The sequence below is a fragment of the Mesopusillimonas faecipullorum genome (assembly GCF_020539505.1).
Taxonomy (GTDB): domain Bacteria; phylum Pseudomonadota; class Gammaproteobacteria; order Burkholderiales; family Burkholderiaceae_B; genus Mesopusillimonas; species Mesopusillimonas faecipullorum.
This window is the reverse complement of record NZ_JACDXW010000004.1, coordinates 100673-116869: the sequence shown is the minus strand read 5'-3', so window position 1 is coordinate 116869 and position 16197 is coordinate 100673. Positions and strand designations below refer to the sequence as shown.

Sequence of the window (16197 nt, the reverse complement as noted above, 5' to 3'; positions counted from 1 at the left end):
CCCCCCGCCAACCTAAGATAGCGCGATTCCCAATTGGCTTGGCCCTTCGCCAGCCATCCTAAACTTTGTTGCTTGGACTCCCATGCTTGTTACTTCGCTTGCCCGGCACCGCGCGCCGCAACACCTGGACACCCGCCCCCGCTGGAGCGTCAACGACATCGTCGCCCTGTACGAACTGCCTTTCATGGACTTGATCTATCAGGCGCAGCAAGTTCATCGCGAACACCACGACCCCAACGCCGTTCAGTTGTCCAGTCTGCTATCCATCAAAACCGGCGGCTGCCCGGAAGACTGCGCCTATTGCCCACAGTCCTCCCGCTACGAAACCGAGGTGGAACGTGAAAAGCTGATGGCACTGGAAGAAGTGCTGGAAGCCGCAAGACAGGCCAAGGAAAGCGGTGCTCAGCGATTCTGCATGGGCGCCGCTTGGCGCACACCGAAAGACCACCAGATCGATGCCGTGGCTGAAATGGTGACGGCAGTAAAGGCCATGGGTTTGGAAACCTGTGTCACGCTGGGTATGCTCAAGGAAGGACAGGCCGAGCAATTACGCGCCGCAGGCTTGGATTATTACAATCACAATCTGGATACCTCCCCCGAGTTCTATGGGCAGATCATCTCTACCCGAACTTACCAAGACCGTCTCGATACCCTGGCCCGCGTTCGCGAAGCCGGTATCAATGTCTGTTGCGGCGGTATCGTGGGTTTGGGCGAGTCAAGGCGTGAACGAGCGGGACTGGTCGCGCAATTGGCCAATTTGGCGCCCTACCCCGACTCCGTCCCGATCAACAACTTGGTGAAGGTTGCCGGCACGCCCCTGGCGGACGTGCCCGAGGTAGATGAATTCGAGTTTATCCGCACTATTGCGGTGGCCCGTATTACCATGCCCAAAGCGGCCGTGCGGCTCTCGGCCGGGCGCGAGCAGATGTCTGATGCCGCCCAGGCACTATGCTTTCTGGCCGGGGCAAACTCTATCTTTTATGGTGAGAAGCTGCTAACCACCGGCAACCCGCAGCTGGTGCGCGACCGCGAGCTTTTTACCCGACTGGATCTGCACGAAGCGCGCAATGCTCATGTGCAAAGCGCACAAGCCAAGATAGCTTAAGTCGGGTCGGTGTGCTCGACCCTCGGGTCGAGCTCGGCCACCACAGTCGGTACAGGTGTTTCTTGCATGGCGACATACTGTGTGGGTGCATCGTCGCTCAAGTGTTCGCCCGAAACCGCTTCGGGGCGCACATAGAACACCAACAAAGCCGCGCACAAAGACATGAACAAAAAGAACATGCCGGTTCCCGCCGAATGCATCAGCGCACCCACCAAAATAGGCCCGATGCAAGCACCTATCCCATACACCATCAGTACCAGCGCGCTAAGCCCCACCCGCATGTCCGGGTCGACGTTATCGTTGGCGAAAGCCACACCCACCGGGTACAGCGGAAACAGCACAATGCCAAACAAACACGCCATGCCCAGCAAGACGTAATAAGGCGGGTGCCACCAGCCCCATAAAGGCAAGCTGAACAACACAAGACCCAAGGTCAGCGCACGAATAATACTGGCGCGATCCACCCTGTCGGCCAACCAACCTATAGGCGCTTGGGCGAACAGGCCCGCCCCTACCGCCACAGCAACGAATATCGCCGCCTGCCCGCTGGAAACCCCTTGAGAAATCGCATAAACCGGCGCCAGACCATAAAACGCCCCACTCATCATGCCTGAGCCCAGCACGGTCGCCAAAGACATGGGAACGCGCCGTAGATAGTAGCGGGGCATTAACGGGGCAGGTTGCGGCGCCGCCGGGTGCAAGCGACGCGTGAGCGCGACAGGCACCAAGGCCAATACTGAGCAAATTGCCACGAGCACCAATGGGCCTTCATTCATAGTGCTAAAACCAGTCAGGCTGATCTGGCCCAGCACGGTACCCAAACCCGAAAACACCATATAAAGGGCAAACACACTGCCACGGTTACGGTTGTCTGCCTGTTCGTTCAGCCAGCTTTCCAGCACCATCAACTGGGCCACCATGGCCACGCCGACACCAAAACGAAAGGCCAGCCACAACCACAAATCGGCGGTAAGAGCCTGCGCCAACACCAAGGCCGTGCCAATGGCGGCGCTAGCCGCATAGACTCGGATATGCCCGACCGCACTAATCGCTCTATGCGAGACCCGCGCCCCGAAGACCAGCCCCAAGTAATAAACCGCTATCAGCGCCCCCACCCACACTTCGGAAACATTCTCGCCGGCCAAACGCAAACCCAGGTAGGTATTGAACAGGCCGGTGCCCATCACCATGACCAGGGTAGCCAGGTACAACGAGAAAAAGGCAGAGACGTTGGTTAGCATGTGTTTCCTTTCGCCAAGCGGCTTGCTTATCACTCAGCCGGCTTTAGTCGGCGTCTATTTGCTCCCGGTAGCCTTGGGCATCAAGCAGCGAATCCAGGTCGGCGGCATTATCGGGCCGGAAACGGAAGATCCAGGTTTCGTAGGGCGACTCGTTGATTTTTTCGGGACTGACTTCCAGCTCGTCGTTGAAAGCGACAAGTTCACCGTTGGCCGGTGCGTAAAGATCGGAAGCGGTTTTCACGGACTCAACGACAGCGGCCACATCGCCCGCCTGCAAACGAGCGCCAACCTTAACGTCGCCGGCAAATACCAGATCGCCCAGCTGATCTTGAGCGTGATCGGTAATACCGACTAACCATTCTCCGTCATCCTGCGTCAGTACCCATTCATGGGTGGGCGCGTAACGGCGGTCGTCGGGCAGATTCATGGTTGTATCCTGCTTAAAAACGTGTGAGTGATGAAGGAATGCTTACGAGAGCACTGCCAAGCATTATAGTAAGTTGCTGAAGAAGATCAGGCTGCCGGTGCTCAAGCACTTGCATGCGTCTGACGACCCGCCGGCGCTAAGCCGCAGGCTGTAAAGCCCGTCCGCAGGCTACGCCTGATGCCCAAGCCCATTGAAAGTTATAGCCGCCCAGCCAGCCGGTCACATCCACCGCTTCACCGATAAAATATAAGCCGGGCACAGACTTGGCTTGCAAGCTACGCTGATCCAGACCATCGGTATCGACACCACCGCGCATGACTTCGGCCTTACGGTAGCCTGCCGTACCCGTGGGAGACAGGTTCCAGGATTCAATCCCTTGAGCCAGCTTACGCAAACGCGGGTCTGCCAGTTCGGCAAGACGCATTTGTGCTGTCAAACCCTCTTCCTGAACGATCCAGCACTCGGCCAAACGTTTGGGAAGCCAGCGGCTCAGGACAGCGGACAATAGCTGTTTACCTTCAGCCTGCTTCGTCTTCAGCAGGGCTTGCTCAAGCTTTTGCCCAGCCACCAAATCTATCTGTAGGGGCTGCCCCGGTTGCCAGTAACTGGATATCTGCAAAATAGCCGGCCCCGACAGCCCACGATGAGTGAGCAGCATGTCTTCATCGAAAGCCGGCGTACGGGATGCGCCCGCACACGACACCCTGACGGGCAGGGAAACACCACTCAAAGCAGCAAAGGGTTTCCAGGCTTGCGGCTCGAAGGTCAGGGGAACCAGGGCTGGGCGAGGCTCTACCACTTTAAGAGCAAATTGACGTGCGAGCTTCAAGGCGAAATCGGTAGCGCCCACCTGGGGCAAAGCCATGCCGCCCGTGGCAATCACCAACTGGTGCGCCTGAATGCGACCCTGCGGGCCCTCCAGCAAGAAAACATCCTGCAAACGGGAAACCTGCGCTATGGTCCAAGGCATGCGCCAAGCCACCCGTCCCTCATCGCATTCACTGCGCAGCATATCGATGATATTTTGACTGCTGTCGTCGCAGAACAGCTGGCCTCTATGCTTTTCGTGCCAGCTGATACGATGCCGGCGCACCAAGCCAAGAAAATCCTGCGGCGTGTAAGCCGCCAAGGCAGAACGGCAGAAATGCGGATTACGGGACAAAAACTGGGCAGGCGAGGTACCCAGGTTGGTGAAATTGCACCGCCCACCGCCCGAAATGCGTATTTTCTCGGCCAGTTGCTCGGCGTGATCCACCAACACCACCGATAGGCCGCGCTGGCCGGCAACTGCTGCCGCCATCATGCCGGCAGCGCCGGCACCGATGACGGCTACGTCGAAGACCTGACGCGTGCTCACTGCCTCAGTCTTCGCGTATGCAATCGACGTAATAAAAAGGCAGCCCGTCCGGGCCTATGTTTTCATGGTCTTCAGAAAGACCATGCACATAGGTTTCAAAGCCAGGGAAGCGCTGGTTGAACTCACGCGCAAACTGCAGGTAATGCACGATACGGGCATTGAAACGCTCCCCCGGGATCAACAGGGGGATACCGGGCGGGTATGGCGTTAAGAGAACGCCCGTGACGCGGCCCTCCAGATCGTCGACAGGAACGCGCTCGATCTCGCGGTGAGCCATGCGCGCATAGGCATCGGAAGGCTTGAGCGCAGGCACCATGTCGCTCACATACACCTCGGTGGTCAAACGTGCCAGATCGTGCTGACGGTAGGCTTCGTGGATCTGCTGACACAGATCACGCAGCCCCATGCGCTCGTAGCGACGATGCTCTTTGCAGAAGTCCGGCAAAATGCGCCACATCGGCTGGTTGCGATCGTAATCATCTTTGAACTGCTGCAAAGCCGTCAGCAAGGTATTCCAACGACCCTTGGTGATGCCTATGGTGAACAGAATGAAGAAGGAATACAGGCCGGTTTTTTCGATGACCACGCCGTGCTCGGCCAGATATTTGGAAACCAGCGCGGCGGGGATTCCCGTATCGGCAAACGTCCCCGAGATATCCAGCCCCGGCGTCACAATAGTGGCCTTGATGGGGTCCAGCATATTGAAGTCGGGCGCCAGGTCGCCAAAGCCATGCCAGGCATCACCGGCTTCCAGCACCCAATCTTCGCGAAAACCTATCCCTTCTTCGGGCAGATGATCGGGCCCCCACACCTTGAACCACCAGTCATCCTTGCCGAACTCAGACTCCACCTTGCGCATGGCGCGCCGGAAATCCATGGCTTCGCTGATGCTTTCCTCAACCAGCGCCGTGCCGCCTGGAGGCTCCATCATCGCTGCCGCCACATCGCAAGAGGCGATGATGGAGTATTGCGGCGAGGTGGAGGTGTGCATCAGATAAGCTTCGTTGAACACGCTGCGGTCAAGCTTGCGGTTCTCGGGCTCTTGCACCGTGATCTGCGAGGCCTGCGACAAGCCGGCCAGCAGCTTGTGAATGGAGTGCGTGGCAAACACCATGGCATCTTTGGGGCGCGGGCAATCTTTACCGATAGCATGCATGCTTCGGTAAAACTCATGGAAAGGCGCATGGGGAATCCAGGCCTCGTCGAAATGCAGGGTGTCGATTTCGGTCCCCAACATATCTTTGATGACCTCGGCGTTGTAGCTGACGCCATCGTAGGTACTTTGGGTAATCGTCAGAATACGCGGCTTCTTGTCACGCATTCTGGCCACAAAGGGGTGGGCCTCTATCTTGCGACGAATGTTCTCGGGATCGAATTCCTCTTTGGGAATAGGGCCGATAATCCCCAGATGGTTGCGAGTGGGTTTCAAGAACACCGGGATCGCGCCCGTCATGGTGATCGCATGCAAAATGGACTTGTGACAATTGCGATCGACCACCACCACGTCATCCACCGCCACGTTCGCATGCCAAACGATTTTGTTGGACGTAGACGTGCCGTTGGTTACGAAGAAGCAATGGTCTGCATTAAAGATGCGGGCCGCGTTAATCTCGGACTCTGCCACCGGGCCGGTGTGATCCAGCAACTGCCCTAGTTCGTCCACGGCATTACAGACGTCGGCCCGCAACATGTTTTCACCAAAAAACTGGTGAAACATTTGTCCTACCGGGCTTTTCAAAAAAGCCACGCCCCCCGAGTGCCCTGGGCAATGCCAAGAGTAAGACCCGTCCAAGGCATACTTGACCAGCTCGCGGAAGAACGGCGGCGCCAGGCCGTCCAGGTAAGCGCGCGCCTCGCGAATGATGTGGCGCGCCACAAATTCGGGGGTGTCCTCGAACATGTGGATGAATCCGTGCAGCTCGCGCAGGATATCGTTGGGAATATGCTGCGAGGTGCGCGTCTCGCCATACAAATAGATGGGAATTTCTGCGTTGCGAAAGCGCAATTCGCCGATGAAGGCGCGCAGGTTCTTGATGGCGTTGGCCACGTCCTGTGGCGAATCCACGTCGAACTCTTCGTCATCTATCGACAGGATGAAGGCGCTGGCCCGGCTTTGTTGCTGTGCAAAAGAGCTGAGGTCGCCATAGCTGGTAACACCCAGCACTTCGACGCCCTCGTTCTCTATGGCCGCAGCCAATGCCCGGATACCCAGACCCGAGGCATTTTCGGAACGATAGTCTTCATCGATGATAACGATGGGAAAACGGAATTTCATGTACGCGCCCCCGCGCCTCGCCGCTTACGGCATAGGAATGGATGAAAGAAAAAAGGCAATGCGCCCGCCAACACGGCAGACTTTAAGTGCGCGGCAAGGTAACGCCCTGCTGCCCCTGATACTTGCCGCCGCGGTCACGATACGAGGTTTCGCATACCTCGTCGCTTTCGAAAAACAACATCTGCGCACAACCTTCACCCGCGTATATCTTGGCGGGCAAGGGTGTGGTGTTAGAGAACTCCAGCGTCACGTGCCCCTCCCACTCGGGCTCAAGCGGGGTCACGTTGACGATAATGCCGCAACGAGCATAGGTGCTCTTGCCCAGGCAAACCGTCAGCACACTGCGTGGAATGCGAAAGTACTCGACCGTACGTGCCAAGGCGAAGGAATTGGGCGGAATAATGCAGACATCGCCCTTGAAATCGACGAAGGATTTTTCGTCGAAGGCCTTGGGGTCTACGATGGTGGAGTTGATGTTCGTGAATATCTTGAACTCGTTGGCGCAGCGCACATCGTAGCCATAGCTGCTGGTGCCATAGCTTACGATGCGCCCACCGCTGTCGTCCACGCGCACCTGGCCCGGTTCGAACGGCTCTATCATGCCGTGCTCCTGGGCCGCGCGGCGTATCCACCGGTCACTCTTGATCGACATACACTTTCCTTGGGGACTAGAGCCTACTGAAACTGAAAGGAGCCCCCGCACGATGGGTACCAGGGGTAAACCCGACGCATTTTAACGCGCATTGCCTTAAGGCTGCCCCTTGCGCGCAAAAATGTGCAGAGTCGACGCCAGGCGTGTCGCACACGCAACACGCCCGCCGCTCAATCGGACGACCCTCGGTAAATCAAGGCGGCGCCATTGATGGTGCCAACGGTTAACTGGGCCGACAACCCTCGGGCCAAGCGATAAGCCAAGCGACCAACGGTGCCGGTATCGCTTAGCGCTTGTTCTACGCTTGCAGTAAGGTCTGTCGTGATGTGCTTGCTGGCCACCACAAACTTACGCTCGATATCGCTGGTGCCTGAATCAAAACCGCGCACCACGCTTTCGGGCGGCAATACGCTACCCGAGCTGCCGAGCTCTCCGGTGCGCATGGTGACGTCATCCACACCAAATCTGCGATAGAAGGCTTCACCATCCCCCAAGAATGAAGTCCCCACCGAGAACAGCAATGCCGCATCGCCGCCCGATTCGTCCGGGCCACGGCCCAGCAGCAACCAAGAAAGCTTCTCGACTTCGCTGACTTCGGGATACGAGATCAACGTTATGCGCGGGCGGCGCGGTGTGCCGGTGACCCGCACCCCTGCCTGCACCGCCTGCCCCGTACGCAAAGCTTCTATGCTAAGTATCGGACTGGTGATGTCACCTTGGAAGGTAATGGTGCCCTGGCGCAACTGCAGTCGCTGGCCATATGCAGAAATGGCCCCGCCACGCGTACGCAGTACGCCCTCGGCCGTCAATCTTCCGCCTGCCATGAATAAATGCAAGTCGCCCACCAGGCCTGAGTTCACACCGTAGCCGGTGATATAGAAACGCGGCCCGAGGTCTACTTCAAGATCCATGGTGACATCCATGGGCACAGCTTCCTTGCGAACCTCGTTGCGGGTACGTAGCACCACCACGTCGCTATCCAGGGTGGGTACGCTGCTCAGCATATCCAGATCTATCCAGCCCGCATCTACGTTCAGTTTGCCCGTCAGCGCCACGGTCGGATAGGGAACATCCACCTTAAGCTGTCCGCTGATCATGGCGTAGCGATCGGAGCGTTGCAGTATAGGGTAGCGGTAGAAGTCTATGGCTATGCCGCCCTGAAAATCATCAAGGTCCCAAGATCCGTTCAGATCCAGATATCCGCCTTGAGCTTCGGGGTTGGTGCGCACCCACTCATCTGTACGCCATTCTTTGGGCGTGACCCTCAAGACGGCCGGGAAGCGCAGGCTTTCGAGCACCACTCGACTGCCTTCGAAACGCCCACGCAGGGTGCCATCGAGCAAACGCACGCCGTCATCGATACGAACAATACGCAGTTTGTCTCCGGTAATGGTGCCTGTGGTATCCCACTTGCCCCCAGGCAGCAGACTACCCCGCAAGTCGGCCTGAATTTGGCCATCGATCTCAAGGGAATCGCCCGTGACAAGGCTGATCCAACTCAGATTATGGAGGTCGGCATTGGCTTCAAAGGTCACGGGATCGCTGTCACGCACTTCCCAGCCGCCGTCAGCCTTGCGACGCAAAAGGGCGTTGCCGGTCGCTCGCACATTGCCCATGATGGAGCTGGCTACCGTAACAGTCGCGGCAATTCGGCTGTTTCCGTCTCCCGCAGCCCGGGCTTGAACGGCCAATTGCAGTTCGGTGAGCTCCAGCGGGAAAGGCTGCTCTACCGGTACGACCAAATCCCCCTCCAAGCGCCTGACATTGAGTGCCCCGGTGATGGAGTCAGCCATACGCAGGTTCCAGTCAGCGCCAAAGACCAGCGGTATGTTGTCCAGCGCTTGACTATGCGCCACGATGACACGCCCCCGGCTGTCGCCTTGCTCGGGCATCCAGGTTTCCTGCAACTGGCGTAGCGCCGCACGCGTCAGCGCCAAACGGGGGATCGCCCCCTGAGTATGTATATCCTTCCCCGCTCCTTCTGAAACCGTGTGTGCGATGTTGAAAGGCTGAAGACCGGGGAGCACGACCTGCGCACCGAAAGCACCGACGCGCCACGCCATGGCGCCATCGGCCTCGGGGCGTACCAAGGCGCTTAGCGGTGATTGCGTCTCGATGCTGGAACCTGCATGGTGCACGGCCAGCTTGCTGACCTGACCTTGCCAGCCCTGCGCCGCTTCGGACTCGGCACCCAAGGGCCCCCAGCCTCCGTGCAAAGCGACCTGAAGCTGCACAGGGCCCTCACCGAGCGCGTCGGGGTCGGCATCCTCTTGCATGAAATACGTGGCGCTCAAATCAGCTTGATGCTGAGCAAGGTTTCCGCTTACCCAGCCTTTCGTTGTAACGCCCCCGGGTAGGCCCGGCCAAAACTGTTCCAACTGAGGAGCATCCACGTCCAGCACGAGACGGTGCTCGCCATGCCCCAGCCCCCCTTCGGTATGCACCCGATTACGGGCAATTTGCGCGTCAATATTCAAGCGATCAAGCTGCAGGCCCGCCCACCACTGCTCAGGCATCTCAGTAGGCAAAACCGCTTGGATGTCTGCTTGTAAACGCAAGGGCTGCCCAAGCCAGCTAGAGTCGGGTGCAAAGTCTGCCTTGACTGCAACGTCTTGCGGCCAGCCCTGAGAGGTCAAGTGGGCGGAGGCTTCGAGTTTGCCGGTGAGACCAGCCTGCGGCAAGGTCTCGCCGCCAACCGCCTGCAGATCCAGTTTTTCCAACTGCACGCTGGCATCGACTTTGTCCAGCGCACCTTCCTGCCCGGCCTGGTAATCCAGGTTGGCAAGCAGGCGCGAGCCGTCAGCCAAACTGATATTGGCCTGCCCCGAACGCAATGGAAAGCTAGCCTGCGGCAATAAATGAGCATCAAGATCGGCTTTCAGGCCTTGGCCTTGCGCCTGGGCCTTAAGCTGTAAAGTTTCCAGTGAGCCCTCTGCATCCAGAGTAGCCGTCAATGCACAATTCGAAGCCAGCTCGTCAGCGCCCTCCTGGGCTTGGTGCAAATCGGGCAAGTACTGGCTGACGCAAATAGGCGCGGTAGCGTCTTGGGCGGTGGCCGTGACATCAAAATGCGCGCTCATGGGCCAAGCCCCACCCGCTTGATGCAGCGTCAGTTGGCCGCCCAACTGCGCCTGCATGGTGTCGTAAAGCACCGTACCATCGCGCAGCGTCAGCAAGCCCTGTCCGTTTCGCTGCGCGGCCAACGAAGCCAGCACGCGCCGAGCCCCAAGCAAAGGCTTGTTCTCTTGGGTCAACTCAAAATCACCCAGCGAGAATCGCTCCAGCGTCAAAGACACCGGTAACTCGGGCAGGGAAAAGCCTTCTTCAGAAGAGGGTTCGGTCTCGGGCTGAGGCCGCAAGTCAACTGCTACCCGCCCGGCAGACAGTTCACGCACGTGCAGATGCCGGTCGAGCAACGCCGGCCAATTCACCTGCAACACCAGGTCATCCAACGCTAAACCCAGCGTTGGTTCGTCCATGCGCAGGCGCGCTACCTTCACGCCCTTCCAGACGGTGCCGCTCACCCCTTGCATCTGTACGCCGGCCACACTTGCGCCGGTCGTCAAGGCCCATCGGGTGCCTGCCTGAGAGCTTAAGCACCAGATAATGAATGCCGCCACGATCATTATCGGCAGCACCATCAAAGGCAGCCACCACAGCAGTAAACGGCGTAGCCAATGAGATTTGCGTCGACTCAAAATGCAATACCCAAAGAAAAATGCAGGCGCAGGTTGTGGTCACGCTGCCCATAAGCCAGATCTATGCCAAAGGGGCCGGCCGGCGTGCGCACCCGACCGCCAATGCCATACCCGGCGTGCCACTCCATATCGCGGAAAGACTCAGCAGCGTCCCCAACGTCCACAAACACGGCCATCCCAATTTGCTCGGTGAAATAGCGTATGTATTCGATGCCGAAAACCGCCAAGGCCGGTGCACCTACCGTTGCATTGCCCTGATGCAAGCCTATGCTTTGATATTTATAACCACGCAGACTACGGCCGCCCCCCGTGCGATAACCAAAATCTTCGGGCAGGCGATTGGTTTTAGACCACACTTTGCCGACTTCGCCGCGAACGCTCAGAACATCGTATCGGCCTATCGCCCACCATTTTTGAACACGTGTGCTGGCGCGATAGAAGGGCTCACGTTTATCAAGCGTGACGCCTGCTCCCAGCCCCACGTCCAGCAGCCAGCCTTCACGCGGATCATATTTATTGTTCACATCACGACGCAGCCACTGCCAGGTTCCCACCAAGGTGGGCACACGGAAAGAATCCCCACCGTCGATATCGGTATCGTCGTGCGCCAACACGGCGCCCCAGCTTGTTTCGTACTCGACCCGACTATCGCCCGCCGCTTTGCGGGCCTGGGCCAGTTTCCAGCCCAGACCGTAGCGAGTCGTGGTAACGCCGCTGATGTCGGAATAGTTGTACAGCAAACCGACACTATGACGATAGCCGCTGCGAGTCGGTGCAAAGTGCACGTCATAAAACGCGCGACGGCGATTCTTGTCTATCCCCGCGCCGGTTTCCAGCCAGACAGGCTGGCCCATCAGGATATTCTGGCGATACAAGCCTTCGACACGGACGCCATTATCGCTATCCACCCCTAAAGAAGCGTTATAGCGCCGGCGTGGCGCCTCGGTCAGGCGGATTCTGACCGGCATCTCGATTTCGTCACCCGGCAACATGACGTGATGGGCGGGAGTGTCATCCATCTGCACAAAAGCGCCCCGAAAAAACGAGGTGCTTTGCAATGACTGCTGCCATTCGTCCAACAAGTCTTGGTCGTAGGGGTCGCCGGGCTGATACACCACATAACGCTCTATGAGCGACTCGGGCACGTACGTGAGCCCCTCGACCTCCATTTCACCCATACGGACGCGGGGGCCGCTGTCTACGATGGCCTCGAGTTCGGCTGTTGCTTCGTCTGCCACTACCGTGGCTTGGGTACGCCGATAGTGCGCCAGATAAAAATCTTTGCGGCGCACGCCGTCCAGCAACTCGGTTTTAGCAGACGACCACTCGGCATTGATGAAAGGCATGCCTTTGGTAAGCGGCCAGTCCCGGCGCAGACCGAGCATACGCTCTTCGAAGGCTGGGGTATCGATTTGGCCGAAAAACTGCAGGTCAACACTGCCAACAGTGGTGCGCTTACCCGGCTGGATGGTGATGTCCCAGGTTTCACCCAAGATGTCTTCACCCACTTCGAGATTGACTACCGACGAGAAATAGCCTTGGGTTTCCAAGGCCGACAACGTGGCATCGCGAGCGCGACGCCGCAGGCGCGAAACCTCGCCGCCGTCTTGATCGTCAGCCAGACGGGTAATGGCATCGACGGCGCCCACAATTGCCTGCAATGCCTCGGGGGGCACGCCGCCCGGATCTATGGTGACTTCGGGGGGCTCCGCCCACGCCGCAGCACCGTACCCCAGGCACGCCAATATGACTGCGGAACAAATACGACGCATAACCTTTATAGGTCGCAAGGCAACGACGGCCCGCCTCAGCGGACCACCACCGGGGGCATGCGTGCGGAGTAGTCGCGCGGCAGCAGTGACACAGCCATGGCCAGCTTATGGGCGATGTCGTGGTACAGCTGTGCATGCGTACCCTCTGGGTCTGCCACGACAGTGGGGCAGCCGGAGTCGGCTTGCTCACGTATGGCCATGGCCAGCGGCAAAGCGCCCAGCCACGCAACCTCGTACGCCGACGCCATATCGCGCCCACCATGTTCGCCAAAAATAGGCTCTGCATGCCCGCATTGAGAACAAATGTGCACAGACATGTTCTCGACCACGCCCAACACCGGGACTTCTACCTTTTGGAACATGCGCAGCCCTTTGCGCGCATCGGCCAAGGCCAGGTCTTGCGGCGTGGTGACGACGATAGCGCCGGTGAGCGGCACTTTCTGTGACAGCGTCAGGGCAATATCGCCGGTGCCGGGTGGCATATCAACGATAAGGTAGTCGAGTTGCCCCCAGTTGGTTTGCCGCAACAGCTGTTCAAGCGCCTGGCTGGCCATGGGGCCGCGCCAAATGGCTGGAGAATCGTCGTTGAGCATAAAACCTATGGAGTTAGCCACCAAGCCATGAGCCCGCATAGGCTCCATGGTTTTGCCATCGTGGCTTTCGGGGCGACCATCTATGCCCAGCATGATAGGCACGCTGGGGCCGTAGATATCGGCATCTATCAGACCCACCGATGCCCCTTGCCGACTGAGTGCCAGTGCCAGATTCGCCGAGGTCGTGCTTTTGCCAACCCCGCCTTTACCCGAGGCAACGGCTATGATGTTGCGAACACCGGGCAAGGGCTTGAGGCCCGGACGCACGGCGTGGGTTTGCACGTCCAACTGGAAATTCAGCGTCTGAAGGCTGATCCCGCGTTCGGCTAAAACTGTTTCAAGATACTCTTGCCAGGCTGTGCCGCCATTGTGTATGGGGTAGCCAAGCGCTAAAGTAATGGAAAGACGCGTTCCTTCAAACTGCAAGGCGCTCTTTTTCCAGAACGCGGCGCCCGTCTGGCACCCCGTCAAGGGGTCGGTGGTTTCAGCCAGATAATCCCTTACCTGCTCCAACGTCATCGTCATTGTCATACCCGCGTTTCGTAAAATACAGACTACAGACTCAAGAATAGCGGATTAGGGAATTATTTTCCGCTACTACTGTCTACTATCATCATGAATACACTTACTCAAATCCTGCGCGGCCTACTGTTTTTCGTCCTGACCCTGTTCGGCATGGCAATGGCTTTCATTTTCATGGTGTCCACCGCCATTGCCATTGGCGTGCTGTACATCGTGGCGCGCATCAAGGGGCGTCCTTTCGGTGTGCGCGCCTACTGGGATTCCCGCCGTCCACCGGCGCCCGCGCGTTCCTTCAAGAACAAGGATGTCGTCGACGTAGAGATGCGCGAAATCCCCTGATCTTGCTTTCGTTATTACAATAGGCGGCCCCGGTTTTGCCTTGGCGCCCGCTTTTCGGCGGATACGTCTGCCGCAATTCCTTACTCTTTATTGCCTCCTGACATGCCGCGCACGATTTTCGTCACCACCGCCCTGCCCTATGCCAACGGTTCTTTCCACGTTGGCCACATCATGGAATATATCCAGGCCGATATTTGGGTGAGGTCCATGCGCATGGCGGGGCACACGGTGCATTTTGTTGGTGCCGATGACGCCCACGGCGCGCCCATCATGCTCAAGGCGGAAGCCGAAGGCATTTCCCCCCAAGAACTCGTCGCGCGCTATGCCGCCGAGCGCCCACGCTACTTAAATGGCTTTCATGTCGCTTTCGATCACTGGCACAGCACCGACTCGCCAGAGAACGTCGAACTCTCGCAAAGCGTGTATCGCAGCCTCAAGCAGGCCGGCTTGATCACCACGCGCACCATCGAGCAGTTCTACGACCCGGTCAAAGGCATGTTTTTGCCTGACCGCTATATCAAGGGCGAATGCCCACACTGCCATGCCAAAGATCAATATGGCGATGCCTGCGAGTCGTGCAGCGGCGTTTACTCGCCTACCGAGCTGATAGAGCCTTATTCCACCATTACCGGCGCCAAGCCTGTGCTCAAAAGCTCCGAGCACTTTTTCTTCCAGCTTTCCGACCCGCGCTGCGTCGAGTTCTTGCGCAACTGGACAACCGGAAACGGCCCGCAGAATTCACCACGCCTACAGTCCGAAATCATTGCCAAAACCCGTGAATGGCTGGGCAGCGCCGAAGACAGCGAAGCCAAACTGGCCGATTGGGACATTTCCCGCGACGCCCCCTACTTCGGCATCGAGATTCCCGACGCACCGGGCAAGTATTTTTATGTATGGTTAGACGCGCCTGTAGGTTATCTGGCCGCGCTCAAAGCGTATTGCACCAAAGCCGGCCTGGATTTCGACGCCCTGATCGCCCCAGACAGCGCTACCGAGCAAGTGCACTTCATAGGCAAAGACATCGTGTATTTCCACACGCTGTTCTGGCCTGCCATGCTGAAGTTCGCCGGTCGTAAAACGCCAGATCAGATCAACGTGCACGGCTTTATTACCGTTAGCGGCGAAAAAATGTCCAAGAGCCGCGGTACGGGTATTTCGCCGCTGCGCTACCTTGAAATCGGCATGAACGCCGAATGGATGCGCTATTACATTGCCGCCAAGCTTAACGCCCGCGTTGAAGACTTGGATTTCAATCCCGATGACTTCATTGCCCGCGTAAACAGCGACCTGGTTGGCAAATACATCAATATCGCCAGCCGTGCCGCCAACTTCATCAGCAAGTACTTCGACGGCCAGCTTGCCTACAGCACCGATACGCAAGCTTTGCGCACCGAAATCACTGAAACGGCTGAAGCGGTTCGGGCAGATTTCGAGCAGCGCGAGTTTGGTCGCGCCATTCGGCGCCTGATGGCTTACGCCGATACCGTCAACCAGGCTTTTGACGCTGCCCAACCCTGGGTGCTGGCTAAAAACTGGTCCGAGGCCGATGAAGCGCGCAAGGCTCAGTTGCAAGACATTTGCTCGCGCGCGCTGGCAGGTTTCAAGGCGCTTACCGTCATGCTGTCGCCGGTGCTGCCTGCCTTGGGTGCCCGCGTGGCCGACGAACTGTTCAACGACGGCCAAGGCTATCAGTGGCAAGACGCCGGCCAGTTGCCCACTCGCATCTCGCCCTTCAAGCACTTGATGCAGCGCGTCGAGCCCAAGATGCTCGACGATCTGTTCGAGCCTCCCGCTGTAGCCCTGCCCACTCCGGGCGGGGAAGCGATTGCCGACACCATAGACATCAAAGACTTCGCCAAGATAGATTTGCGCATTGCCAAGATCGTGGAATGCGACACGGTGGAAGGCTCAGACAAACTGCTGCGTCTGAGCCTGGACGCGGGTGAAGGTCGTTTACGCCAGGTGTTCTCGGGGATACGCTCGGCTTACCAGCCTGAAGATCTGGTAGGTAAGCTGACGGTTTTGGTTGCCAACTTGGCGCCACGCAAAATGCGCTTCGGGGTTTCCGAAGGCATGGTGCTGGCCGCCAGCCATGCCGACGAGAAAGCCAAGCCCGGCATTTATATATTGGAACCCTGGCCGGGCGCCGAACCTGGTATGCGGATTCACTAAGCCTAGGCATAGGCTCGTGTAAAGCAGACTGTGGCTTTGTTCAA

Annotated in this window: 11 protein-coding genes; 3 read left to right on the top strand and 8 right to left on the bottom strand. The window is 58.2% G+C overall.

Annotated features, from left to right (window positions below; all coding sequences use genetic code 11):
• Positions 1-82 precede the first annotated feature (82 nt).
• Positions 83-1105: a biotin synthase BioB gene (gene bioB / locus H0484_RS08850; protein ID WP_226954217.1), complete on the top strand. Its 1023-nt coding sequence runs from the start codon at positions 83-85 to the stop codon at positions 1103-1105.
• On the opposite strand, the gene H0484_RS08845 is transcribed toward bioB, so the two are convergent.
• From H0484_RS08845 to apbC, 8 genes are all read right to left on the bottom strand, one after another.
• On the bottom strand, positions 1102-2346 hold the full coding sequence (locus H0484_RS08845) for an MFS transporter (RefSeq protein WP_226954216.1): 1245 nt from the start codon (positions 2344-2346) through the stop codon (positions 1102-1104). The genes bioB and H0484_RS08845 overlap by 4 nt on opposite strands.
• A gap of 43 nt (positions 2347-2389) precedes the next feature.
• Positions 2390-2773, bottom strand: a complete 384-nt coding sequence (gene gcvH, locus H0484_RS08840) for a glycine cleavage system protein GcvH (RefSeq protein WP_226954215.1) — start codon at positions 2771-2773, stop codon at positions 2390-2392.
• Positions 2774-2909: 136 nt separating this feature from the next.
• Entirely contained in the window at positions 2910-4076 is a 1167-nt protein-coding gene (locus H0484_RS08835; RefSeq protein ID WP_390624827.1) for a BaiN/RdsA family NAD(P)/FAD-dependent oxidoreductase, read from the bottom strand.
• Between the two features lie 58 nt (positions 4077-4134).
• A complete protein-coding gene (locus tag H0484_RS08830; protein WP_226954213.1) occupies positions 4135-6405 on the bottom strand; it encodes an arginine/lysine/ornithine decarboxylase in 2271 nt (756 codons plus the stop codon).
• A gap of 82 nt (positions 6406-6487) precedes the next feature.
• Complete coding sequence (gene dcd, locus H0484_RS08825) at positions 6488-7057, bottom strand: dCTP deaminase (RefSeq protein ID WP_226954212.1); 570 nt, start codon at positions 7055-7057, stop codon at positions 6488-6490.
• Between the two features lie 170 nt (positions 7058-7227).
• On the bottom strand, positions 7228-10755 hold the full coding sequence (locus tag H0484_RS08820; protein WP_226954211.1) for a translocation/assembly module TamB domain-containing protein: 3528 nt from the start codon (positions 10753-10755) through the stop codon (positions 7228-7230).
• Entirely contained in the window at positions 10752-12527 is a 1776-nt protein-coding gene (locus H0484_RS08815) for an autotransporter assembly complex protein TamA (RefSeq protein WP_226954210.1), read from the bottom strand. Before H0484_RS08815 ends, H0484_RS08820 begins: the two co-directional genes overlap by 4 nt.
• Before the next feature lie 35 nt (positions 12528-12562).
• Positions 12563-13645: an iron-sulfur cluster carrier protein ApbC gene (apbC, locus tag H0484_RS08810; RefSeq protein ID WP_226954209.1), complete on the bottom strand. Its 1083-nt coding sequence runs from the start codon at positions 13643-13645 to the stop codon at positions 12563-12565.
• A 90-nt stretch (positions 13646-13735) separates the two neighbouring features.
• Here apbC and H0484_RS08805 point away from each other — a divergent pair, with 90 nt between their 5' ends.
• Together H0484_RS08805 and metG are read left to right on the top strand one after the other, a co-directional pair.
• On the top strand, positions 13736-13981 hold the full coding sequence (locus H0484_RS08805; protein WP_226954208.1) for a hypothetical protein: 246 nt from the start codon (positions 13736-13738) through the stop codon (positions 13979-13981).
• 102 nt (positions 13982-14083) lie between these two features.
• Positions 14084-16153: a methionine--tRNA ligase gene (gene metG, locus H0484_RS08800; protein ID WP_226954207.1), complete on the top strand. Its 2070-nt coding sequence runs from the start codon at positions 14084-14086 to the stop codon at positions 16151-16153.
• Positions 16154-16197: the final 44 nt, after the last annotated feature.

What these genes read in the sequence shown, in the direction of transcription:
- apbC (WP_226954209.1), bottom strand. Translation starts at nt 13,645, where the DNA reads ATGACGATGACGTTGGAGCAGGTAAGGGATTATCTGGCTGAAACCACC.
- H0484_RS08815 (WP_226954210.1), bottom strand. Translation starts at nt 12,527, where the DNA reads ATGCGTCGTATTTGTTCCGCAGTCATATTGGCGTGCCTGGGGTACGGT.
- H0484_RS08805 (WP_226954208.1), top strand. Translation starts at nt 13,736, where the DNA reads ATGAATACACTTACTCAAATCCTGCGCGGCCTACTGTTTTTCGTCCTG.
- H0484_RS08830 (WP_226954213.1), bottom strand. Translation starts at nt 6,405, where the DNA reads ATGAAATTCCGTTTTCCCATCGTTATCATCGATGAAGACTATCGTTCC.
- dcd (WP_226954212.1), bottom strand. Translation starts at nt 7,057, where the DNA reads ATGTCGATCAAGAGTGACCGGTGGATACGCCGCGCGGCCCAGGAGCAC.
- gcvH (WP_226954215.1), bottom strand. Translation starts at nt 2,773, where the DNA reads ATGAATCTGCCCGACGACCGCCGTTACGCGCCCACCCATGAATGGGTA.
- bioB (WP_226954217.1), top strand. Translation starts at nt 83, where the DNA reads ATGCTTGTTACTTCGCTTGCCCGGCACCGCGCGCCGCAACACCTGGAC.
- metG (WP_226954207.1), top strand. Translation starts at nt 14,084, where the DNA reads ATGCCGCGCACGATTTTCGTCACCACCGCCCTGCCCTATGCCAACGGT.
- H0484_RS08835 (WP_390624827.1), bottom strand. Translation starts at nt 4,076, where the DNA reads ATGATGGCGGCAGCAGTTGCCGGCCAGCGCGGCCTATCGGTGGTGTTG.
- H0484_RS08845 (WP_226954216.1), bottom strand. Translation starts at nt 2,346, where the DNA reads ATGCTAACCAACGTCTCTGCCTTTTTCTCGTTGTACCTGGCTACCCTG.